21 protein-coding genes are annotated in these 20137 nt (G+C 71.2%); 8 read left to right on the top strand and 13 right to left on the bottom strand.

All coding sequences use genetic code 11. The annotated features are described in order from the left end of the window. Positions 1 to 89: 89 nt before the first annotated feature. Positions 90 to 935, bottom strand: coding sequence for a hypothetical protein (locus AB0H32_RS06285; RefSeq protein WP_361115055.1), 846 nt, complete (start codon positions 933 to 935; stop codon positions 90 to 92). Between AB0H32_RS06285 and AB0H32_RS06290 the strand changes: the two genes are divergently transcribed. After that, complete coding sequence (locus tag AB0H32_RS06290) at positions 934 to 1125, top strand: hypothetical protein (protein WP_361115058.1); 192 nt, start codon at positions 934 to 936, stop codon at positions 1123 to 1125. The two genes, AB0H32_RS06285 and AB0H32_RS06290, sit on opposite strands and share 2 nt — an antisense overlap. Positions 1126 to 1599: 474 nt before the next feature. On the opposite strand, the gene AB0H32_RS06295 is transcribed toward AB0H32_RS06290, so the two are convergent. After that, a complete protein-coding gene (locus AB0H32_RS06295) occupies positions 1600 to 2340 on the bottom strand; it encodes a TetR/AcrR family transcriptional regulator C-terminal domain-containing protein (protein ID WP_361115061.1) in 741 nt (246 codons plus the stop codon). Between the two features lie 106 nt (positions 2341 to 2446). Here AB0H32_RS06295 and AB0H32_RS06300 point away from each other — a divergent pair, with 106 nt between their 5' ends. Next, positions 2447 to 3472 carry an alpha/beta hydrolase gene (locus tag AB0H32_RS06300; protein ID WP_361115064.1) on the top strand — a complete coding sequence of 342 codons (1026 nt, stop codon included), beginning with the start codon at positions 2447 to 2449 and terminating at the stop codon, positions 3470 to 3472. 45 nt (positions 3473 to 3517) lie between these two features. Here the strand turns inward: AB0H32_RS06300 and AB0H32_RS06305 are convergent, their stop codons facing one another. Both AB0H32_RS06305 and AB0H32_RS06310 read right to left on the bottom strand, forming a co-directional pair. Beyond that, the gene (locus AB0H32_RS06305; RefSeq protein ID WP_361115067.1) at positions 3518 to 4318 is read right to left on the bottom strand and encodes a helix-turn-helix domain-containing protein; all 801 of its coding nucleotides are present in this window, start codon (positions 4316 to 4318) and stop codon (positions 3518 to 3520) included. Between the two features lie 24 nt (positions 4319 to 4342). Further along, entirely contained in the window at positions 4343 to 4978 is a 636-nt protein-coding gene (locus AB0H32_RS06310) for a hypothetical protein (RefSeq protein ID WP_361115070.1), read from the bottom strand. A gap of 87 nt (positions 4979 to 5065) precedes the next feature. Here AB0H32_RS06310 and AB0H32_RS06315 point away from each other — a divergent pair, with 87 nt between their 5' ends. Continuing rightward, entirely contained in the window at positions 5066 to 5245 is a 180-nt protein-coding gene (locus AB0H32_RS06315) for a DUF397 domain-containing protein (protein ID WP_361115073.1), read from the top strand. On the opposite strand, the gene AB0H32_RS06320 is transcribed toward AB0H32_RS06315, so the two are convergent. After that, positions 5223 to 7622, bottom strand: a complete 2400-nt coding sequence (locus AB0H32_RS06320; protein ID WP_361115076.1) for a tetratricopeptide repeat protein — start codon at positions 7620 to 7622, stop codon at positions 5223 to 5225. The genes AB0H32_RS06315 and AB0H32_RS06320 overlap by 23 nt on opposite strands. Before the next feature lie 87 nt (positions 7623 to 7709). Here AB0H32_RS06320 and AB0H32_RS06325 point away from each other — a divergent pair, with 87 nt between their 5' ends. Beyond that, on the top strand, positions 7710 to 8222 hold the full coding sequence (locus AB0H32_RS06325) for a DUF2165 domain-containing protein (RefSeq protein ID WP_361115079.1): 513 nt from the start codon (positions 7710 to 7712) through the stop codon (positions 8220 to 8222). On the opposite strand, the gene AB0H32_RS06330 is transcribed toward AB0H32_RS06325, so the two are convergent. The 3 genes from AB0H32_RS06330 to AB0H32_RS06340 form a co-directional block, all read right to left on the bottom strand. Next, positions 8215 to 8781, bottom strand: a complete 567-nt coding sequence (locus tag AB0H32_RS06330; protein ID WP_361115082.1) for a hypothetical protein — start codon at positions 8779 to 8781, stop codon at positions 8215 to 8217. The genes AB0H32_RS06325 and AB0H32_RS06330 overlap by 8 nt on opposite strands. Positions 8782 to 8850: 69 nt before the next feature. Then, positions 8851 to 11436, bottom strand: a complete 2586-nt coding sequence (locus AB0H32_RS06335) for a bifunctional FO biosynthesis protein CofGH (protein WP_361115085.1) — start codon at positions 11434 to 11436, stop codon at positions 8851 to 8853. A gap of 141 nt (positions 11437 to 11577) precedes the next feature. Then, a complete protein-coding gene (locus AB0H32_RS06340) occupies positions 11578 to 12423 on the bottom strand; it encodes an LLM class F420-dependent oxidoreductase (protein WP_361115088.1) in 846 nt (281 codons plus the stop codon). A 180-nt stretch (positions 12424 to 12603) separates the two neighbouring features. Here AB0H32_RS06340 and AB0H32_RS06345 point away from each other — a divergent pair, with 180 nt between their 5' ends. Beyond that, positions 12604 to 13995 carry a CehA/McbA family metallohydrolase gene (locus tag AB0H32_RS06345; RefSeq protein WP_361115091.1) on the top strand — a complete coding sequence of 464 codons (1392 nt, stop codon included), beginning with the start codon at positions 12604 to 12606 and terminating at the stop codon, positions 13993 to 13995. Here the strand turns inward: AB0H32_RS06345 and AB0H32_RS06350 are convergent. Further along, on the bottom strand, positions 13988 to 14500 hold the full coding sequence (locus tag AB0H32_RS06350; RefSeq protein WP_361115094.1) for a PadR family transcriptional regulator: 513 nt from the start codon (positions 14498 to 14500) through the stop codon (positions 13988 to 13990). The two genes, AB0H32_RS06345 and AB0H32_RS06350, sit on opposite strands and share 8 nt — an antisense overlap. A gap of 99 nt (positions 14501 to 14599) precedes the next feature. Here AB0H32_RS06350 and AB0H32_RS06355 point away from each other — a divergent pair, with 99 nt between their 5' ends. Together AB0H32_RS06355 and AB0H32_RS06360 are read left to right on the top strand one after the other, a co-directional pair. Beyond that, the gene (locus AB0H32_RS06355) at positions 14600 to 15160 is read left to right on the top strand and encodes a hypothetical protein (RefSeq protein WP_361115097.1); all 561 of its coding nucleotides are present in this window, start codon (positions 14600 to 14602) and stop codon (positions 15158 to 15160) included. Next, positions 15157 to 16464 (top strand): carotenoid oxygenase family protein, encoded by a 1308-nt coding sequence (locus AB0H32_RS06360; RefSeq protein ID WP_361115100.1) that lies wholly within the window; start codon positions 15157 to 15159, stop codon positions 16462 to 16464. Before AB0H32_RS06355 ends, AB0H32_RS06360 begins: the two co-directional genes overlap by 4 nt. Here AB0H32_RS06360 and AB0H32_RS06365 read toward each other — a convergent pair. Genes AB0H32_RS06365 through AB0H32_RS06380 form a run of 4 tightly spaced genes read right to left on the bottom strand, consistent with a single transcriptional unit; the run spans position 16461 to position 19572 of the window. Continuing rightward, positions 16461 to 16856 (bottom strand): hypothetical protein, encoded by a 396-nt coding sequence (locus tag AB0H32_RS06365; RefSeq protein ID WP_361115103.1) that lies wholly within the window; start codon positions 16854 to 16856, stop codon positions 16461 to 16463. The genes AB0H32_RS06360 and AB0H32_RS06365 overlap by 4 nt on opposite strands. 22 nt (positions 16857 to 16878) lie before the next feature. Then, positions 16879 to 17469, bottom strand: a complete 591-nt coding sequence (locus AB0H32_RS06370) for a protease inhibitor I42 family protein (protein WP_361115106.1) — start codon at positions 17467 to 17469, stop codon at positions 16879 to 16881. A gap of 20 nt (positions 17470 to 17489) precedes the next feature. Continuing rightward, positions 17490 to 19121: a peptidoglycan-binding protein gene (locus AB0H32_RS06375; RefSeq protein ID WP_361115109.1), complete on the bottom strand. Its 1632-nt coding sequence runs from the start codon at positions 19119 to 19121 to the stop codon at positions 17490 to 17492. A gap of 10 nt (positions 19122 to 19131) precedes the next feature. Further along, positions 19132 to 19572: a hypothetical protein gene (locus AB0H32_RS06380; RefSeq protein ID WP_361115112.1), complete on the bottom strand. Its 441-nt coding sequence runs from the start codon at positions 19570 to 19572 to the stop codon at positions 19132 to 19134. Between the two features lie 164 nt (positions 19573 to 19736). Here AB0H32_RS06380 and AB0H32_RS06385 point away from each other — a divergent pair, with 164 nt between their 5' ends. Beyond that, positions 19737 to 20132, top strand: coding sequence for a nitroreductase family deazaflavin-dependent oxidoreductase (locus AB0H32_RS06385; protein ID WP_361115115.1), 396 nt, complete (start codon positions 19737 to 19739; stop codon positions 20130 to 20132). Positions 20133 to 20137: the final 5 nt, after the last annotated feature.

Genomic DNA, 20137 nt, shown 5'->3' on the forward strand with positions numbered 1-20137 from the left:
CCCGCGCGTTTTGCCGGCCCGGGCCCGCCGCCCTCGCCCGCGGGGCGGCGCCAGGCCCGGTGCTACGAGCAGCGCCTCCAGGCCCGGTGCTACGAGCAGCGCTTCCAGGTCTGGTAGAACGCGCTGGCGCTGGAGCGGGTGTCGGTGAACAGGGCGGCACCGGACGAGGAGCCGTTGCTCGTCAGCCGCACCTCGGTGTTCGGCAAGTTGAAGAGGTCCTTGAAGGTGCTGCCGTACCGGGCACCGGTGGCGCTGAACGTCTGCCGGCTGAACTTACGCAGCTTGACGCCGTACACGCGCTCGTTGATGTAGTCCGCGGTCGTCCCGTCGTAGTAGCCCGACAGACCGGACACGTTGACGGGTGACCAGCCGGAGCCGGCGGTCCGGTCGTACCAGTGGAACCCGACCTTTCCGGAGCTGTAGGTCATGTACTGCGAGATGACGTGACCGGTCTTCGTCGTGTGCCCGATGTAGACGGGCGGGTTCGGGTGCTGCGGGTTGAGGTACTCGTACCACAGCGACGCGCCCTGGAGGGTGCCGCCCACCGATGAGCCCGAGGCGAAGCCCTGCTGGATCAGCCTGCCGGAGTGGTAACCGCCGAGGCCGATCCACGGGGCCGCCAGCGTGCTGTTCGTGGCCCCGCAATTCCCGTAGTAGGTGGGGATGTTCTGGTCGTCGTAGACCTCGTTGTAGTTGGAGTGGCCGGTGGCCATGTAGCCGCCCCAGTTGCCGCTGTAGACGGCGAAGCGCGGTGACGACAAGGGGGACGAACCCAGGCACGGCACCGAGGGGACTGTCTCGCGGTATCCCTTGTACTTCGCCCGCCACGCCGTCAGCGCCTTCGGGCTGTCCGGGGCGTCGAAGCCGAACGCCCGTGCCGTCGCGGGAGCCGCTGTCTGCGGCCGGAAACCCTGGGGCGGGACGGTCGTCGTCATGGTCGCACCGCCCGGCAGACGGTACGTCAACTCCTTCCCCGCCGCGGCGCGGACGACTGCCGCGGCCGACGGCGACACGGTCTTCCCGTCGGCCCCGACCAGACGAGTCTGCGCGGGGCTGAGGGTTCTGCATCCCTTGGCCGGCGCGGAACGGGCCACCGGTGCGGCGTTCGCGGGCGTCGCCACGTAGGCGGCAGCCGCCACCACCATCGAGCTTGCGACGATCAGGACTTTCCGTGTACGAGAGCCTGCAGTTACCCGAGTGGGCCTCATGCTTCTCCTTCGGAACGGGAAGAGGACACCGGCAACCACGGCGCGTCCGCGCCGCAGCCGCTCGCTGATGTCGACAGGGACCAGGCGGCCCGACCGCCGATGGCGGTCAGGACCTCGTGGCCCGAACCCCTGCGGTTCCGAAGCCCATACCGACGATGAACAGACTGTTCACGCCACCCAACCCCCGTCGTGCGCATGAAACTTCCCCGCACGCCTGTGACTGGCCGGAACCGTGCGGTGAGCGCATCCTACGGAGCGTCAGGTAAAGCATGGGGCCACTTGTAGAAAACTTGTTCCCATCTCTCCGCGGGCAGCGAGAACCGGCGTCAGACCGAGCCGGAAGCCCCTGCCCCTGACGCCGAACCTGCCGTTCGGTACGGCGTCGGCGGGGTCATTCCGGCGCAGCCATGAGCGCTTCGACTCCGTCCAGGATCCGGCCGAGGCCGAAGTCGAGCGGATCGATGCCGGCCGGCTCGAAGGCGCCCTCGGCGATCGCCTTGGTGAGCGCCGGGAAGCGGTCCGCGTGCCGGGCGAGCAGTTCGCCGGTGAGGCGGTTCCACTCCCGGTCCCGCTCCTCGTCGTGGTCGGACATCTGCTGGGCGAGGTTGCGGACGAGACCGACGAGGAGCAGGAAGACCTGGTGGCGCCGGGCGGCGCCGAGGCCGGTCGGCTCCAGGGCGGCGAGCGCCGCATCCAGCCAGCGCAGCTGCTGCGGCCCCATGACCTGGCGGCGCATCGCGGTGGCGGCGAGCAGCCAGGGATGGGCGGCGTAGACCCGCGCGCACTGCCGCGTCCATTCCTCCACCCCCGCCCGCCAGTCCCCGCCCGGTACGCCCGACAGATCCGGGCCCTCGGCAAGCACGGCCTCCACCATCAACTCGACGAGTTCACTCTTCCCCGGGACGTACCGGTACAGCGCCATGGCGGACACCCCGAATCCGCCGGCCACCTTGCTCATGGAAACGGCGTCCAGGCCTTCGCCGTCGGCCAGTTCGACGGCGGCCGCGGCGATCTGCTGCGGGGACAGTTTCGGCTTGGGCCCGCGGGTGGGCTGCCCCTGTTCACCCCACAGCAGCGCGAGGCTCGCCCGCGGGTCACGCGCTTTGTCCTGCTCCTTGCCCCGGGCGGCCATGCGGTTCCTCCTCTTCGACTCCGGCGAAGCCCGTTGACTCCGCCCGCCAACTGTATATACCGTAAACACAACTGCTGATGACATAAACAGTTTAGGGGGAACACTCATGCTGCTCACCTATCGGGCCCTCAAGCGCGCATCGCTCGCGAAGAAGCTGCGCATCACCGCACCGAACGGCATCGACGAGGGGTCGTACGTCCGCATCGGCGGCATCGACCAGTGGATCTCCATCCGCGGCGATGATCTGTCGAACCCCGTCATCCTGGAGATCCACGGCGGCCCCGGCGCCTCCAACCTGATCTACATCCCGAGGACCCGCGCCTGGGAGCGGCACTTCACGATCGTCCGCTGGGACATGCGGGGTGCGGGCCGGACGTTCGCGGCGGGCGGCCCGTCCGGCCAGGGCGAGATGACGCTCGACCGCCTCTACGCCGACGCCCTCGAGGTGACGGAGTACGTCCGCGCCCGCCTGGGCGTCCCCCGGCTCCTCCTCGTCGCCAACAGCTTCGGCACGGTCACCGGCCTGCGCCTGGCCCGCAACCACCCCGAGCTGTACTCGGCCTACGTCGGCACCGACCAGAACGTCATCGGCGGCGGCCGCGACACCTCGTCCTACGAGGCGCTGCTGGCCCGGCTGGAGAAGGCGGGAAAGAAGAAGGAGCGGGCGAACGTGGCGGCCATGGGCCCGGACCGGGCGGCCTGGAGCGCCGAGCAGTGGTCGCAGTACGCGAAGACGGTGGTGACCACCGATCCGCTCACCTACGACACGATGAAGACGGTGGTGATCCGCTCACTCTGGTTCTCCCCGCTCCACACCCTGCGCGGAGTGCGCTCGTACCTGAAGGGCATGAACTTCTCCGAGCAGCTGGGCCCGCAGGCGATGACGATCGACGAACGAGCCGAGGGCACCACCTTCCGCCTCCCCTTCTTCCTCTTCCAGGGCGACAGCGACGTCCTGACCCCACCGGAGCCGGCCCGCCGCTTCTTCGAGGACGTCACGGCCCCGGTGAAGGACTTCGCCCTCATCAAGGGGGCCAGCCACTTCGCCTCGTTCCGGCACCCGGACCAGTTCCTGGAGCTGATGCTGGGCAGGGTGCGGCCGGTGGTGACGGGGGAGGCGGTGGATCGCTGAAAGGAGGTCAGGGAGGGGTCAGCCCTCGCGTGACGCACTCGGCGCTCAGGCAGCCGCCGTGGATGACACACGGCAATCGCGGCATCGGCCCGGGTGAGGTGCCCGGAAGGCGCGGTCGCAGCCGTCGCAGGTCTGGAGTGGGGATGGGCGGTGGTGTGTGGTGCGGGGTGGGGCGGCCGGAAGGTGCGGCGGCAGTTGGGTGGTGAGGCGGTGTTGCAGGAAGGCCGCCGGGTGCTTGATCGACCCCTGAGGCAGCCCGGCGGTGAGCGTACGTACGACGGCTGTGGGCGGCACGCCGCGCTCCAGCCACTTCGCGACAGCTGCTGCCAGGCGCTGTACGTCCCGCTCGGTGAGGAGCAGACGGGAGTCGGACGCGCGAAGCCCCGCGAGCAGGTCGGCGGTCTTGCGGGGCGGAGCGGGAGCCTTCGGCGGAGCGGGAGCCTTCGGCGGGGCATCGGCCGGCTCGGGGCCTCGGGCGGCTTCGGCCACTGCGAGACGCGGCCGGTTGTACGAGATCGAACGGGTCACCACCCGGCCCGATGGAAGACGCTCCTTCGGGCGGGCGTAGAACCCGTACTTCTCCAGCTCACGCAGGGCGGAGGCGATCCTGATCTCTCCCTCGGGCAACGCCTCCGCCAGCGCCTTGATGCCGACCGGGGTGCCCTCGGGCAGCGACTGGATGTAGCTCCCGATGCCCTTCGCCAGCGTGGACAACTCCGGGTGCTGGAGCAGTTCGTTGCTGATCACGGTGAAGTTGCGCTCGAGAGGTTCCTTCACATGGGTGACACCGGAGTGGGAATGCCGGGTCTTGGCACGCGGGGGCGCGCTAGGCTGCTCGTCAGTCACAGGGAAGCTTCTCTTCCTCGGTGATCAGGCCCTCGCACTGGGATGCCAGTCCCGGCGAGGGCCGATGCATGTCTGGGGGTTGCCTTCGCCGACGTTGCACCACAACTGTCCCGCCACGCCAGCTGCGTTGGGCATATTCACTCCGGCGAGTGATCGACGGGGGCGGTGGGGGTGGGTTCGGTTCTTTCCCCGGTTCTTTGGTCTTTTGCGTCGGGAGCCACCGGGTCCCGCCCCGCCGCGTCCCGGTGTGAGTTCTGCCCAGATCGTCTTGGTGTTGGCGGGGGTCAAGTCCACGCCCCAGCGGTGGGCGTGGGCCGCGACGATCAGTAGTCCCCGGCCGGTCTCCGAGTCCTGAGCGGCCGGGTCCTGGGCGCACGGGATCCGGTCGCCCAGGGCGTCGGTCACCTCGATACGGAGCGTGCCGTCGTCGCGCAGCTTCAGACCGAGCCGGAAGTCCCTTCCCCTGACCCGGCCGTGCAGCACTGCGTCGGCGGCCAGCTCCGCCACCACCTGCACCGCCTCCTCGAACGGCACACCCCGGTCGGCCAGATGGCGCTCCGTGAGGAGGTGGGCGAGGCGGGCGCCTCTGCGGGTCGCGGGACACACTGAAGGCCAGCCGTACAGCCGGGTGATCAGTGATCCCTGGGAAGCCCAGATCATGGAGATGCGCCATGGAATGGTCCGGGCCCAGGCGCTCGCGCCCCGGGAGTCACTGGCCTTCATCGAGAAAGTACTGGAGTGGAAGACATGACTGCCCTGGAGTGGTTCAAGAGCACCTACAGCGGCAACGACGGTCCTGAATGCGTCGAAGTAGCCATAACCCCCACCACCATCCACATCCGCGACTCCAAGGACAAGGACGGCGCCCGACTCGCCGTTACCGGCGCCACCTGGACGGAGTTCCTCACGTTCGCCGTGGAGAGTTGAGCACCGTGAACACCTCCGTGTGGCGGTCCATGGCCCACGGATAGTCCGGGACGAGTTCCAGCGCGCGGTCCAGTGCCACGAGTGCCTCGCGGTGGCGGCCCAGGTTGGCCAGGGAGGCGCCTCGGCTGGCGTGGGCGGAGGCGTAGTCGGGGTTGGCGCGCAGGGCGCGGTCGTACTCGGCGAGTGCCTCCTCGTCGCGGCCCGCGTTCCTGAGCGCGTCGCCCCGCACGCAGGCGATCCAGGGCGAGTCCGGAACGAGTTGCAGCGCGCGGTCCAGATCCGCGAGCTGCCGGTCGTGTTCGCCCCGGTCGCGCCACACCCGGGACCTGCTCGCCAGGGCCCATACGTCGTCGGGATCGATGTCCAGGGCCCGGTCCAGGTCGGAGAGCGCTTGGTCGAGGCGGCCCAGCGCGTACCGCGTGACGCCTCGGGACGCCCACGCCCCGCCGTAGCCCGGCTGCAGGGCCACGGCACGGTCCAGGTCGCCGAGCGCCGCGTCGTAGCGGCCCTGCTCGCGTCGGTACTCGCCGCGCGCGTAGAGGACCCTGGGGTTGTCCGGCGAGAGTTCCTCGGCGCGGTCCAGGTCCGCGACCGCGGACTCGTGCTCGCCGAGGTCGACGCGGACCAACGCCCGCCAGTAGTACGCTTGCCAGCTGTCCGCGTCGACCGCCATGGCCCGTTCGCACTCGGCGACGGCGCTCTCGTAGTCGGAGCGCTGCCTCAGCTCCCGGGCCCGCAGCACCCGCGCGAGCACCTGTGCCGATATGTCGAGACCGCCCCGGCCCAGGAGCAGGCCGAGCGCCTCGAAGATCCCCTCCCCCAGCGCGCCGAGCAGGTCGCGTCCCCAGGCGCGTACGGTTTCGTCGTCCGCGTCCTCGCCCGCCTCCACCAGGGTCTGCGCCCACCGGCGGGCCACCACCTCGCCCTCCTTGCAGGCGCCGGGCATGTCGTCCAGCACCAAGGGCAGTGCCTCCCGGGCCGGTACCGCGCACAGCATGTGATACGCCTCCGCCAGCCTCAGTTCCCGCCACTGCGCGTCCGCCCACAGGTCATTGACGGGCCGTCCCGCCGCCGTCTCCTCCCGCCACCGGCCGAACTCCTCCGCCAGCCGCCGCTGCCGCTGTGCCCAGCCCCGCGGCGACCGCCGGCGCTGCAGGCGGAGCATCGAGGCGCGTACGACGTCGTGGTACTGCGCCCGATCGCCGCGCTCGCTGACGAACGGCAAGCCCCGCAGCCAGTCGTACAGGGCCTCGGTCTCGGCCTCCGGTCGCTCCACCGCCGCCCGGAAGATGTCGGCGTCCAGTCTCCGGGGCAGCGCACAGGCCAGTGCCACGCCCCGCCGGACCGGATCCGGCTCCCACTTCAGGAAGCGCTCGACGGCCGTGGCGCTGGGGTCGCCGATGTCGTCCGGGTCGGCGGGGCGCTGTTCGGCCAGGGTGGACACCAGCAGGGGGAGCCCGCCCGTCAGGCGCAGTACCTCCGCGACGACCGGCTCGGCCACCACTCCCCGGTCCGCCAGCAGGCCCCGCGCCTCCGCCTCCGTGAACGGACTCAGCGGTACGTCCGTCATGAAATCCGCGAAGCCGGCCCAGCGGGCGGTGTCGAAGGGGCGCTGGCCGGCGGTCACCACGACCACGTTGGCGGGCAGTGCGCCGTGCCGGTCGCTCGTCATCGCCTCGTAGAGCCAGGTGTCCACGAAGGGCCCGATCCGCTCGTAGGTGTCGAAGAAGAGGACGATCCATGGCAGGGCGGTCGCCAGGTCCGCCAGTTCGTCCAGCAGCTTGGGGGTCAGCACCTGTTCCGGTGACAGCACGAGTTGCACGTCGTCCTGGCTGGCGAAGCGGGCGCTGAGGCCTCGTCTCAATCTGTCCGCGTACTGGGCGAGTTGAGCCGGGTCGACCGCGCCCACGAACGGTCCGGCGCCCGGTATCAGGCCCAGGCCCGCGAGTCCGGCCCGTACGGCGGTGGCCGTCGCCGGTGAAGAGCCCTCCGGCTCCAGCCCCGCCACCACCGCCTCGGCCTCGTGGCGCCGCTCCCGGTAGGCGGCCAGCGCGCGGTCGAACTTCTTCAACGCATGGCCCTGCCCGGCGAATTCGCGGCTCATCGCCGCCATCGCCTCCGGCACGCTCCCCACGCTCTCGTCCACGTACGCCGTGAGCGCGCCCCGCTCCCGGGCGATCTGTTCCAGCTCCCGGACCAGGAACGTCTTTCCGACACCGGCGTTGCCGTGGATGTGGAAGAGGAAACGGTGGCGTTCATCCTCGGGCGGAAGGTCCAAGTTCTGCCGGAAGGCGGCCCGTTCATCACCGCGCCCGACGAAACCGGCCCGCCTGCGCCGACCGATCAGCTCCTGCATCGACCGCCGTGCCTGCGCCATCCGTACGCCCTTCCCCCGACGCTCGCTTCTTCATTCTGGCGCAATGCCCACGCGATAACTCGCTCTCGGGCAGGGGAGAATTCAGCCATGACCACCACCCCCACCCGTAACTCGAGCCTCAGGCTTGCCGCCGGTGTGCTCACCGGCATACTCGCCCTCTACATCGCCCTGGTGGCCCTCGGGAACATCACCGACTTCGGGACCAACCAGCAGTTCGTACAGCATGTGCTGGCGATGGACACGACGTTCAAGGACGACGACCTGATGTGGCGGGCCATCACCAGCAAGGGCCTGCAGGACACCGCCTATGTCGCGATCATCGCGTGGGAGACGGTGGCGGCCCTGGTCCTGATCTGGGGGACGTATCTCTGGGCGCGGCAGCGGGACGACCTCGCCCGCCGTTTCTCCACCTACGGTCTGCTGATGCTGCTGCTCCTCTTCGGTGCCGGGTTCATCGCGATCGGCGGTGAGTGGTTCTCGATGTGGCAGTCGAAGACGTGGAACGGGCTGGACGCGGCGACCCGGGTGTTCCTGCTGAGCGGGGTGGCGTTGATCGTCAACCAGCTGCCGGGGCAGCGCGCGCAGGACCCGACTACTTGACGACCGTGACCTTGGTCCCCTGATCACCGAACGCCCACAGCGCGGCTCCGTCCTCCTTGTGGAGGCGGATGCCGCCCCGCTTCTGCCCGTCCGCCGGTGGCGGCGAAGCGCCGTCGAGGGCGTTGGAGAACGCTATGTTCACGCCGGAGACCTTGGTGAAGTACATGACGTGCTCGATCTGCACGCCGTCCGAGCCCTTGAGGGACTGGATGCGCAGCGTGACCGAGTAGCGACCGGGCTGCGGGCCCACCGTGCCCGGCCACACCGTGAACGTACGGTTCGCCTTCCCGGTCGCGTCCACCAGCCACACGCGCTTCTCGCCGAGCGAGTAGACGACCCGGCGGCCCGCGCCGGACTCCTCCGGGAGCTCGGGCGGCCCCGACGGCTCCTTCGGCCTGGCGGGCGCGTGGGCGCCCGCGGACGCCGACGCGCTGGGTTTGACCGTCGCGGCCGTGGGGTGCGGACCGTGGTCCGCCTGGACGGCGAGGGCGACGACGGCCGCGGTCGCCCCCGCGGTCAGACCGGAGACCCAGGCCCACGAGGGCAGTCGGGCAGCCACGGGTACGCATCTCCTCCGCTACGGGTCCCCTCTCGGCACGAGGGTCGGATCATCGTACTCAGTCCGGGCTCAGTCCAGGACAGGCAGCAGGTCGGGCAGGTGCCCGTCGGAGGCCTCCGCCGCCCGCTGCCGCTCCTCGGACACCTCGCCGTACAGGGTCGTACGCGGCTTGGCCGGGCGGCCGGCCGCCTCCGCCACCGCCACGAGGTCCCGGATCGACTTGTAGGAGCCGTAGGACGAGCCCGCCATCCGGGAGATCGTCTCCTCCATCAGCGTGCCGCCCAGGTCGTTCGCCCCGGAGCGGAGCATCTCCGCAGCACCCTCGGCGCCCAGTTTGACCCAGCTTGTCTGGATGTTGGGGATGTAGGGGTGCAGGAGGAGACGGGCCATCGCCGTCACCGCCCGGTTGTCCCGCGTGGAGGGGCCGGGGCGTGCGATGCCCGCCAGGTACACCGGCGCGTTCGTGTGGATGAAGGGGAGCGTCACGAACTCGGTGAAGCCGCCCGTGCGCTGCTGGATCCCGGCCAGTGTGCGCAGATGCCCGAGCCAGTGGCGGGGCTGGTCGACATGCCCGTACATCATCGTGGAGGAGGACCGGATGCCCAGCTCGTGGGCGGTGGTGATCACCTCGATCCAGGTGGCCGTGGGCAGCTTGCCCTTGGTCAGCACCCAGCGGACCTCGTCGTCCAGGATCTCCGCCGCCGTCCCCGGGATGGAGTCCAGCCCCGCCTCCTTGGCCGCGGACAGCCACTCACGGATCGACATGCCGGTGCGCGTCGCGCCGTTCACCACCTCCATCGGCGAGAAGGCGTGGACGTGCATCCCGGGGACGCGCTCCTTCACCGCCTTCGCGATGTCGAAGTACGCGGTGCCCGGCAGGTCGGGGTGGATCCCGCCCTGCATGCAGACCTCGACCGCGCCCACGTCCCACGCCTGCTGCGCGCGGTCCGCGACCTGCTCCAGGGAGAGGGTGTACGCGTCCGCGTCCGTGCGGCGCTGGGCGAAGGCGCAGAAGCGGCAGCCCGTGTAGCAGACGTTGGTGAAGTTGATGTTGCGCGTGACGATGTAGGTGACGTCCTCGCCCACCGCCGACCTGCGCACGTCGTCCGCCACCCGGCACAGCGCGTCCAGCGCCGGGCCGTCCGCGTGCAGCAGGGCCAGGGCCTCGGCGTCCGTGAGCCGCGTGGGGTCGTCGGCCGCCGTGCGCAGCGCCTGGCGTACGTCCGTGTCGATGCGCTCGGGTGTCATGCCGGGGGCGGCGGCCTCGCGCAGCGCCTCCCAGTCGCCGTAGACCTCGTCGAAGTCGTCGCGCCGGTCGGAGGTCCGGCCCTCGGTGTCGATCGTGCGGTGCAGGTCCGTGCGGCCGGCGGGCACGAAGACCTCCTCCGGCTCCTGCCACGGGTGCCCCTCGACCACTGCGTCCGGCAGGGCGAGGCCGGTCTGAGGGTCGGTCAGCGCGGCGACGTGCGGGCGCAGCCGCGGATCCAGCCAGGGCTCGCCGCGGCGGACGAACTCCGGGTAGACACAGAGACGTTCACGCAGCTCGAAGCCGGCGGCCCGGGAGCGCTCGGTGAGTTCCTCGATCTGCGGCCAGGGGCGCTCGGGGTTGACGTGGTCGATGGTCAGGGGCGACACCCCGCCCCAGTCGTCGATACCGGCACCGATCAGCCGCTCGTACTCGCTGTCCACGAGGTTCGGCGGGGCCTGGAGGCAGGCGCTCGGGCCCATGATGTGCCGGGCGACGGCCACCGTGGCGACCAGGTCGTCCAGTTCGGCGTCCGGCATGCCGCGCATCGCCGTGTCCGGCTTGGCGCGGAAGTTCTGGATGATCAGTTCCTGGATGCCGTGGTAGGACCGGGAGACCTTGCGGAGGGCGAAGAGGGACTCCGCGCGCTCCTCGTACGTCTCACCGATGCCGATCAGCAGGCCGGAGGTGAAGGGGACCGAGGAACGGCCCGCGTCCTCCAGCACCCTGAGCCGTACGGCCGGTTCCTTGTCCGGGGAGCCGTGGTGGGGGCCACCGGGCTCCGACCACAGGCGGGTGGCCGTGGTCTCCAGCATCATGCCCATGGACGGGGCGACGGGCTTGAGGCGCTGGAAGTCCGTCCAGGTCATGACGCCCGGGTTGAGGTGGGGCAGCAGGCCCGTCTCCTCCAGGATGCGGATGGAGATGGCACGGACGTAGGCGATGGTGTCGTCGTAGCCGTGCGCGTCCAGCCACTCGCGCGCTTCCGGCCAGCGGTCCTCGGGCTTGTCGCCGAGGGTGATGAGGGCTTCCTTGCAGCCGAGAGCGGCGCCCTTGCGCGCGATGTCCAGCACCTCGTCCGGGGACATGAACATCCCGTGGCCCGCCCGGCGCAGCTTGCCGGGGACGGTCACGAAGGTGCAGTAGTGGCACTTGTCCCGGCACAGTCGGGTGAGGGGGATGAAGACGCTCTTCGAGTAGGTGATGACGCCGGGCCTGCCCGCCGCCGCCAGGCCCGCGTCCCGCACCCGGGCGGCGGAGGCGACGAGATCGGTCAGGGCCTCGCCGCGGGCCTGGAGGAGCACCGCCGCCTCGGCGACGTCGAGGGCGACGCCGTCCCGGGCACGTTTGAGGGCGCGACGCATGGAGTTCTCGGTCGGGCCGGTTCCGGAGGTCGCGGAAGTCGTCATCCCTTGAGCATACGTTCGGGCTGATCACGGCGTGGGGCTCCGCCGAAGCCGCCGGGTCCGGGCAGGTGCGGTGCACGGTCACGTGCGGATTGCGGTGGCTTGTCGCGCAGTTCCCCGCGCCCCTGCCGGACGCGCCCCCGCCTACAGAAAGCTCGCGCAGTCGTCCAGCATGCGCAGCACCTCCGCCTCCCCCGCCGACGGCAGCTGGACCACCGTCTCCTCGATGCCCAGTTCGGCATGGTGGGCGAGCTTGCCGGGGGTGGGCAGCACGGCGTAGGGGACCACCTGAAGGGCGGACGGGTCGCGGCCCGCGTCCGCCCACACCGAGCGCAGCACCGGCAGCGATTCGGACAGCCCGCCGCCGCCGATCGGCAGCCAGCCGTCGGCGTACTCGGCGATGTGCGCGAACAGCTTGGGCCCTGCCGCCCCGCCGACGAGGGTGCGGGGGCCGACGACCGGCCCGCGCGGCTTCTGCACGGGTTTGGGGAACGCGAAGCTGGGCCGCACGCCGCCGAACTCCCCGTCGTGGCCCACCGGCTCCTCGGACCACAGCGCGCGCATGAGGCCCATCCGGTCCCGGACCAGCTCCCGGCGGGTGCGCCACTCCACCCCGTGGTCGGCGGCCTCCTCCACGTTCCAGCCGTAGCCGAGGCCGAGGGTGAAGCGGCCGCCGGAGAGGTGGTCGAGGGTCGCGATCTGCTTGGCCAGATCGATCGGGTCGTGCTGGGCGACGAGCGTGATGCCGGTGCCGAGGCCCAGTCGCTCGGTCACGGCGGCGGCCTGGCCGAGCGCGACGAAGGGGTCGAGGGTGCGGCCGTACTCGCGGGGCAGGTCGCCGCCGGCCGGGTACGGAGTCGTTCGCTCCACGGGGATGTGGGTGTGCTCGGGGAGGTACAGGCCGCTGTAACCCCGGACTTCCAGCTCGCGGGCCAGGCGCGTGGGGGTGATGGTCTCGTCCGTGAGGAAAATCGTGACGGCGATGCGCATGGGTCTTCTGTACCCGGTGCGGCTTCACATGTCGATACCGACTGGTCGGCACTGGCGCATGTGCAGGTGCCGACCGATCACCGTCGGCGGGTGCGGCTCGTACGTGGCTGGTCGCGCCCACGCGGCGGAGGCGCAAATTGATACTGTCCCGCGCCCCTCGGGGTGGCTTACGTTGGCGGTGTGACGACGTTGCGCGGCACTCTTGTACCGGGGTCACCGGACTATGTCTACGTACCCTTCGAAGTACCCTCCGGCACCCGTGAGTTGCACGTCTCCTACACCTACGACAAGCCCGCCGTCCCGGTCGGCACCCCCGGCAACGCCCTCGACATCGGTCTCTTCGACCCGCGCGGGACCGAGCTGGGCGGGCGGGGGTTTCGTGGCTGGTCGGGTGGGGCCCGGACCGAGTTCTTCGTGCGGGCCGACGACGCGACACCCGGGTATCTGCCCGGCCCGCTCACCCCCGGGACCTGGCACATCGCGCTCGGTCCGTACACCGTGGCGCCGCAGGGGCTGTCGTACGAGCTGACGGTCACGCTCACCGCGGGCGGGCCGGGTGAGACTCCGCGGCCCGTGTATCCGCCCGACCGGGCGGCCGGGCGGGGCCGTGCCTGGTACCGGGGTGACTGCCATCTGCACTCCTGGCACTCCGACGGGCGCCGCACCCCGGCCGAGATCGCGGCGCTGGCCCGTGCGGCCGGTCTGGACTTCATCAACAGCTCCGAGCACAACACGACCTCCTCGCACGCCCACTGGGCCGACGCGGCGGGCGAGGACCTGCTCGTGATGCTGGGCGAGGAGGTCACCACGCGCAACGGGCACGTGCTGGCCCTCGGGACCGGGCCGGGCACCTTCGTCGACTGGCGCTACCGGGCCCGGGACGGCCGCTTCGGGCACTTCGCGCGCCGGATCCGGGAGGCCGGGGGGCTGGTCGTACCGGCCCACCCGTTTGCCACCTGCGTCGGGTGCGCCTGGAAGTTCGGGTTCGGGGAGGCCGACGCGGTCGAGGTGTGGAACGGGCCGTACACGCCCGACGACGAGGTCGCGCTGGCCGCCTGGGACGCCCGGCTCGTCGCCTCGGTGCGGGAGAACCGGCGGTGGCTGCCCGCGATGGGCAACAGCGACGCCCACCGCGACCCGGACGTGGTCGGCATGCCGCAGACGGTCGTCCTCGCCGACGACCTCACCCGCGAGGCGATCCAGGAGGGCATCCGCGCGGGCCGCTCGTACGTGGCCGAGTCGCGGCAGGTGGCACTGGCCTTCACCGCCACCGCCGCGGAGGGCGGGCAGGCGGGTGTCGGCGAGCGGCTGGCGGTGCCCGCCGACACCCCGGTCACGGTCCGGCTGGAGGTGTCCGGGGCGCCGCGCTGCTCGGTCCGCTTCGTCACCGACCAGGGCGTGCTGTTCACCGGCGATCCGCTGCCGGTGGCGGGCCAGGGGGTCGTCGAATGGCGTACGACCCCGGCGTACGCGGCCTACGTACGGGCGGAGGTGCGCCACGAGACGGCCCTGGGCCCGGTCCCGGGAGCGCTGGCCGCGTTCACCAACCCCGTCTTTCTCGGCGCTACTTGATCTGGGCCGCGGCCCACTCGGCCCACTCCCGGCGCATCGCGTTGAAGCGCAGCCCGTACTCCAGGGCGATACGGCCGTGGACCGAGAGGTTGTCGTCGTCCCAGTCGATGGCGGCGTCGAGCTGCTTCAGCTGCTCGTACTCCTGCTCGGACATGTCGGCGAGGTCGGCCAGATAGCCGCGGGCCCGCTCGGGCGGCAGCACACCGAGGAAGAAGACGCGCAGCAGGAGGTCGCTGCGGGTGTTGCGCTGGGGCTTGGTCTCGGTCAGCCAGTGGCGCAGCTCGGCCATGCCCTCGTCGGCGAGGGCGTACTCCTTGCGGCCGCGCGGTCCCTGAGCCGCGACGGTGATCAGTCCGGAGCCCGCCAGCTTGGTCAGCTCGGTGTAGATCTGGCTCTGGGTCGCCGGCCAGACGTTGGCCAGGGAGGTCTCGAACCGCTTCAGCAGGTCGTACCCGCTGGCGGGGCGCTCCGAGAGCAGGCCGAGCAGTGCGTGTTTGAGGCTCATGGTTCCACCCTACCTTCCACATTCCACTGTTGACATGTCATGGTGCGACCTTCTACTTTTGACATGTCGGAACAGACACCTGAGACCGGGGGAAACCCAATGTCGTACCTGCGCACCTTCCTGCCATGGATCGTCTTCGCCGTCGTCCCCTCGGGGCAGTGGCAGTGGGGAGCCCTGGCCGCCCTGGCGATCGCCGTGGGGCTCATCGCCCAGGAGAAGCGGTCCGGCACCGGATTCGACGCACTGATCATCGAGACCGGCTCGGCCGCCTTCTTCGCCGTCCTCGCGGCCATCGCCTTCGCCGACCCGCACTCGGGCGTGCACAACTACTCCGCGGCTCTGTCCTCCGGCACCCTCGCCGTCGTCGCCGGAGTCTCGCTGGCCGTCCGGCGGCCGTTCACCCTGGGCATCGCCAAGCGCACCACCCCGCGCGAGTACTGGAACCTGAAGCCGTTCATCCGGGTCAACACCGTCATCACCGCCGTCTGGACCGCCGCCTTCGTACTGACCGCCGCCGTCCTCGCCGTGCTGGCCCACTCCGGTCACGCCCACTCGACGCCCGCGACCGTCGTCCAGATCGCCGGCTTCGCCGTCCCGATGGTCTTCACCGTGCGCTACGTCGCCCACGTCCAGGCCAAGGCCGGGCAGGTGGCCCGATGAGCTCGAAGCACCTCTCCGGCAACTACGCCCCGGTCACCGAGGAACTCACCGCGCACGACCTGCCGGTGACCGGCACCCTCCCGCCCGAACTGGCCGGCTGGTACCTGCGCAACGGCCCCAACCCGGCCGACGCGGCATCCGGGCACTGGTTCTTCGGCGACGGCATGGTGCACGGTGTCCGGCTCGAAGGCGGGCGGGCCGTCTCCTACCGCAACCGCTGGGTGCGCACCACCCGGTTCACCGACGGGGCGCGGATGTACGACGACCAGGGCAACCGGGACCTCACCGCCGGCCCGGCCAACACCCACGTCGTCCGGCACGCCGGCCGCACCCTCGCCCTGGTCGAGAGCGCCCTGCCCTACGAGCTGACCTGCGACCTCGGCACCGTGGGCCCCTACGACTTCGGCGGTCGGCTGCGGACCGCGATGACGGCCCACCCGAAGACCTGCCCGACCACCGGCGAACTGCACTTCTTCGGCTACGGCATGCTGGAGCCCGACCGCCTCACCTACCACCGGGCCGACGCCACGGGCGAGTTGGCGATCAGCAGGCCCGTGGAGGTGCCCGGGCCGACCATGCTGCACGACTTCGCGCTCACCGCCGGACACGTCGTCTTCATGGACCTGCCCGTCGTCTTCGACGTCGAACTCGCCCTGGCCGGCGGGACCATGCCCTACAGCTGGGACGACGGATACGGTGCCCGGCTCGGCGTCCTGCGCCGCGACGACCCGTACGGCGAGGTCCGCTGGTTCACGGTGGACCCCTGCTACGTCTTCCACTCGCTCAACGCCTACGACGCGCCGGACGGCACGATCGTGCTGCACGTCATGCGCTACCCGGAGATGTACCGGCGCACCGCCGGCGCCGGCACCGCGCCGCAGCAGGCCGTGCTGTGGAAGTGGACCATCGACCCGGTCCGCGGGACGGTGCGCGAGGAGCAGGCCGACGACCGTCCGGGCGAGTTCCCCCGCGTCGACGACCGGCTGACCGGCCTCGGCTCCCGCCACGGACACATGACGTCCGGCACCTCACTGGTCCGCTACGACCTGACGACCGGCTCCGCCACCGCGCACGACTTCGGTCCGGGCCGCACACCCGGCGAGGCCGCGTTCGCCCCCGCCGACGACGTGCCCGGCGGCCCCGGCTGGCTGGTGACCTACGTCCACGACGCCGCCACCGACCGCAGCGACCTGGTCGTCCTGGACGCCGGCGACCTCGCCGCCGAGCCGGTCGCCACGGTCCATCTGCCCGCCCGTGTCCCCTTCGGGTTCCACGGCAACTGGCTCGCCGACCGGGATGCCTAGGCCGTGCCCCCGCGGGTGGCCCGGCGCAGAGCGATGATCTCGGCGACCGCGTCCAGCCAGCGGGCGGCGCGCGTCTCGGCCTCCGGGGTGGTGGCGGTCTGCGCGGCGCCGGTCAGCCAGTCCCCAAGGATCTCGGCCGGCTCCCGGGACGGCAGCGGCTCGGGCAGCCCGGCCGCATACGCGAGGCCGCCGGAGCGGACGATCTCGGCGACGAACACCAGCGAGCGCGGCACTACGCCGAGCCGGTCCAGGGTCACCGCCGCCGCGACGGCACCGTCGCCGAACAGGGCCGTGCGGAAGGCGTCCTGGGTCAGGCCGTAGCGCAGCAGCATGGTGACGTCGGTGGCGGCCAGGACCTCGTCGTCGGTGCGGCTGTCGGGAGCAGGGGACATGAGGGCCTCGGTTCCGGTCCGGTCAGCGGACGGTGATCGTGAAGACGTAGAAGGCGGCGTGGGCGTCCGGAGTGCCGGTGGCGGTGGGGTACGGGGACGGGGACGCCGTGTCGTCGGGGGTGGGGCCCAGGGTCGAACGGTCGTGGGGGCCGGGGCCGGTGCACGTGCCCAGCGGGCAGTGCAGCAGTCGTACCGTGGTCCTGCCCTTGGCCAGGGCGGTGAAGTCGAAGGAGTGGGTGCCGCCGGTGCTGCCGTCGGCGCCGCTGCCGTCGCCGGTCTCCCGGTCGCCCCGGTACTTCAGCACGGCCGCGTCCGGCTCGGGACCGGCGAGGTACCAGTGCTCGCCCAGGGTCACCGCCGACGGGACGGTGAGGGAGAACTTCCCGCCCGGCTCGACGGTGACGGCCCGGTGCTCGATGCCGTACTCGGCGGCCTTGCCTGTCCCGCCGGTTGTGCCGGTCGCGCTGGGCTTGCCGGTCGATCCGGGCCCGGCGCTCCGGGCGGGCGTACCGGTGGGGCCGGGGTGGCCGGTCCCGCCGCCGTGGCCGCAGCCGGTGAGGGCGAGGAGACAGGCCAGGGCGGCCGTGCCGAGGAGCGGTGTGCGTGCAGTCATGGTCGGTCCTGAGCTGTTCTTCAGTCCTGGGGAAGGTGTACGGCGTACGCGTTGGGCAGCTGGTAGTCGCTGGCCTTGCCCATGCCGCCGTTGACGAAGTCGTCCTCGCTGACCCATGTGGTCCTGCCCCACGGGTTGTAGATCTCCAGCTTGTCACCCTCCTGGCCGATGATCATCATGGCGTGGCCGGACCGCTTGCCGTCCGTGTATCCCTCGACGCCGATGGGCACCGGCTTGCCCTCCGCCACCGCCTTCTCGATGTCCGGCAGGACGTTGCGCCGGGAGTCGGCGTCCCGGACCTCGTGCAGCTCGTAGGAGCTTCCGGTCTCCGGGCTGATCTCCTTGTTGACGACGTCGGTCTTGCCGGTCAGGTCCATGCCGTTCCAGTTGGCGCCGCCGTGGCCCTCCTGGTGCACCCGGTGCTGTTCGTCCACCAGGCGCCGCCGGAAGGCTGCCGGGTCGTCCTCCTGGCCGCTGGGGCCGCCGGTGAGCCCGAGGGCGAAAACCGGGTCGACCATGGCGCGGGCGGTGACGGTGGACGAGGCGACGCAGGTGCCCTCACTGCCGTCGCCGCCCTGGGCCCATTGCTGGCCGTCGAAACTCTGCAGGTCGGTGTTGACGTTGGCGCCGTTGCCGTCCGTCCCCTCGTCCTTGAGGCTGTCGCCCTTGGTGACGATCGGCGACAGGTGCCGCTGTAGCCAGGCCGGGTCCTTGCCGTGGATCTTGCCGTCGAACGTCTCGATGTCGGCGACACCGTGGCCCGCGGCGAGCGCCTTCATCAGGTACGCCTTCTCCTGCGGGGACTTCGCGTTCGCAAGGAGCTGGTCCATCCGGGTCCGGTCGGCCGGCGAGAGCTTGTCCATGGCCCGGCCGGAGCGCTCCAGGTCGCCCGCGGTGAGGATCTCGTTGTAGTCGGGCGCGCCGTCCTTGCCGCTGGTGTCGGCGAGCATCAGCCGGTCCACCGCGGTCAGCCGACCGGTGTGCATCTTCCCGGCGCGTGCCTCGGCCGCCCACTTGTTCAGGTCCCGGGCCGCTGCGCGCACGGCGTCGTCCGCGGCGACGGCGGCCTTGTGCATCAGCCCGACCCCGTCCGTGGCGACGGTCCGGGCCGTGTCGAGGGCCTTCTTCTTCTCGGCCTTCTCCTCGTCGGTCTCGATCAGGCGGCCGAGGTCGAAGAAGCTGTCCTTGGGGCCGAGTTGCTGCTTGGCCTGCTGCATCTTGGCGCGGCCGTCGGCGTCCTGTTTCTGCGCGTGCCCGAGTGCGTCGGCCAGCGCGAGCAGGGCCTTGGCGCCGCCCTCGAACGCGTCGGACATCTTGGTCGCGGCCCGGGCGGAGGCGCCCACCGCGTCGGAGGCGAGCACGCTCGTGTCGCCGACCCAGACCTCCGGCAGCCCCTTGCGGGCCACCTTGTTCGCCCGGTCGTGCACGTCCCCGGCCTTGTCGACCTGGCCGCGGTAGCGCTTGCCCAGCGATTCGAGGGTGGCTGTGTCGCCCACCGGCGCGACGACGAAGAGGGCGCCGTCGATCTGGTCCAGCAGATCGTTCTTGGACGCGGCCTTGGGGATGCTCCCACACAGATCGGCCAGCCAGGAACGGCGGCCGGCCGGGGTGCCCAGGGCGCCGAAGGGGTTCAGGTTCAGGAATCCCGTCATCGGCCGGCTCTCAGTAACCCGTCAGGGCCGACGGCCGCCCGCCGGGCGTCGGCATCGTGGTGACGGTGTTCGCACCGGTCGGCATCGTGGTGACACCGCTGCCCCCGGCGGACACGGGCATCGTGGTCATGCCGTCGCCGCCGACGGTCACGGCCTCGGTCCGGGTCGCCGCCGCGTGGTCGGCTCCCCCGTACGCACCCTTGGACAGGCGGACCTTGTCCGCGAGTTCGTGGAGTGCCGACTCCAGCGTGGACGCGTCGTCCAGCCAGGCCGCGGCGAACGCGTTGAACGCCTCCGCCGACTCGGCGCCGCCCAGGGCGTCCTGCGTGTAGCAGAGATCGGGGACGATCGCCTCGTGTATGTGTCCCGCGTCGTCGCCGGCGCCGTCCAGTTCCTTCGCCTGCCCGGACATGCCGGACTTGACCGTGTAGCCGTCCGAAGACGCGCCCATCACGTTCCCCCGTTGCGATAGTTCATGACCGCGGGGGAGGCTAACACGCGCCAGTCCTACGGACGTCCGCGCATCACCGCGTCCGCACGGGGCCTGCACAGCACCCACGCGGCCCCGGACAGGAACCGGACGCCACCCGCCCAGGAGAACAGGAAGCACGAGAGATGTCCCGCAACGCCGACCGCAAGCACCGCATCGTGACCCGCTTCCAGCGATACCTCGCCAACCCGCTCAACCGGCGCCTGCCCTTCCAGACCCTCCTGGAGACCACCGGCCGCAGCTCCGGCCTGCCCCGGCCCACGCCGGTGGGCGGGCGCCGGGTCGGGGACTCCTTCTGGATCGTCTCGGAGTTCGGGTTCAAGTCCCAGTACGTGCGCAACATCCAGGCCGACCCGAAGGTCCGCGTCCGCATCGGCGGCCGCTGGCACCACGGCACCGCCCACCTGCTGCCGGAGGACGACGCCGTGGCCCGTCTGCGCGCCCTGCCCCGCTTCAACAGCGCGGCCGTACGGGCCTTCGGCACCGACCTGCTGACGGTGCGGGTGGATCTCACGGACTGAGCCCG

Origin of the sequence: Streptomyces sp. NPDC020362, from assembly GCF_040642095.1 — a bacterium.
In the GTDB taxonomy this organism is placed as follows: domain Bacteria; phylum Actinomycetota; class Actinomycetes; order Streptomycetales; family Streptomycetaceae; genus Streptomyces.

Excerpts from the sequence above, each read along its gene's own strand:
- AB0H32_RS06290 (WP_361115058.1), top strand. The coding sequence starts at position 934 with ATGGTCGCACCGCCCGGCAGACGGTACGTCAACTCCTTCCCCGCCGCG.
- AB0H32_RS06285 (WP_361115055.1), bottom strand. The coding sequence starts at position 935 with ATGACGACGACCGTCCCGCCCCAGGGTTTCCGGCCGCAGACAGCGGCT.
- AB0H32_RS06295 (WP_361115061.1), bottom strand. The coding sequence starts at position 2,340 with ATGGCCGCCCGGGGCAAGGAGCAGGACAAAGCGCGTGACCCGCGGGCG.
- AB0H32_RS06300 (WP_361115064.1), top strand. The coding sequence starts at position 2,447 with ATGCTGCTCACCTATCGGGCCCTCAAGCGCGCATCGCTCGCGAAGAAG.
- AB0H32_RS06310 (WP_361115070.1), bottom strand. The coding sequence starts at position 4,978 with ATGATCTGGGCTTCCCAGGGATCACTGATCACCCGGCTGTACGGCTGG.
- AB0H32_RS06315 (WP_361115073.1), top strand. The coding sequence starts at position 5,066 with ATGACTGCCCTGGAGTGGTTCAAGAGCACCTACAGCGGCAACGACGGT.
- AB0H32_RS06320 (WP_361115076.1), bottom strand. The coding sequence starts at position 7,622 with ATGGCGCAGGCACGGCGGTCGATGCAGGAGCTGATCGGTCGGCGCAGG.
- AB0H32_RS06325 (WP_361115079.1), top strand. The coding sequence starts at position 7,710 with ATGACCACCACCCCCACCCGTAACTCGAGCCTCAGGCTTGCCGCCGGT.
- AB0H32_RS06335 (WP_361115085.1), bottom strand. The coding sequence starts at position 11,436 with ATGACGACTTCCGCGACCTCCGGAACCGGCCCGACCGAGAACTCCATG.
- AB0H32_RS06340 (WP_361115088.1), bottom strand. The coding sequence starts at position 12,423 with ATGCGCATCGCCGTCACGATTTTCCTCACGGACGAGACCATCACCCCC.
- AB0H32_RS06350 (WP_361115094.1), bottom strand. The coding sequence starts at position 14,500 with ATGAGCCTCAAACACGCACTGCTCGGCCTGCTCTCGGAGCGCCCCGCC.
- AB0H32_RS06355 (WP_361115097.1), top strand. The coding sequence starts at position 14,600 with ATGTCGTACCTGCGCACCTTCCTGCCATGGATCGTCTTCGCCGTCGTC.
- AB0H32_RS06360 (WP_361115100.1), top strand. The coding sequence starts at position 15,157 with ATGAGCTCGAAGCACCTCTCCGGCAACTACGCCCCGGTCACCGAGGAA.
- AB0H32_RS06365 (WP_361115103.1), bottom strand. The coding sequence starts at position 16,856 with ATGTCCCCTGCTCCCGACAGCCGCACCGACGACGAGGTCCTGGCCGCC.
- AB0H32_RS06370 (WP_361115106.1), bottom strand. The coding sequence starts at position 17,469 with ATGACTGCACGCACACCGCTCCTCGGCACGGCCGCCCTGGCCTGTCTC.
- AB0H32_RS06375 (WP_361115109.1), bottom strand. The coding sequence starts at position 19,121 with ATGACGGGATTCCTGAACCTGAACCCCTTCGGCGCCCTGGGCACCCCG.
- AB0H32_RS06380 (WP_361115112.1), bottom strand. The coding sequence starts at position 19,572 with ATGGGCGCGTCTTCGGACGGCTACACGGTCAAGTCCGGCATGTCCGGG.
- AB0H32_RS06385 (WP_361115115.1), top strand. The coding sequence starts at position 19,737 with ATGTCCCGCAACGCCGACCGCAAGCACCGCATCGTGACCCGCTTCCAG.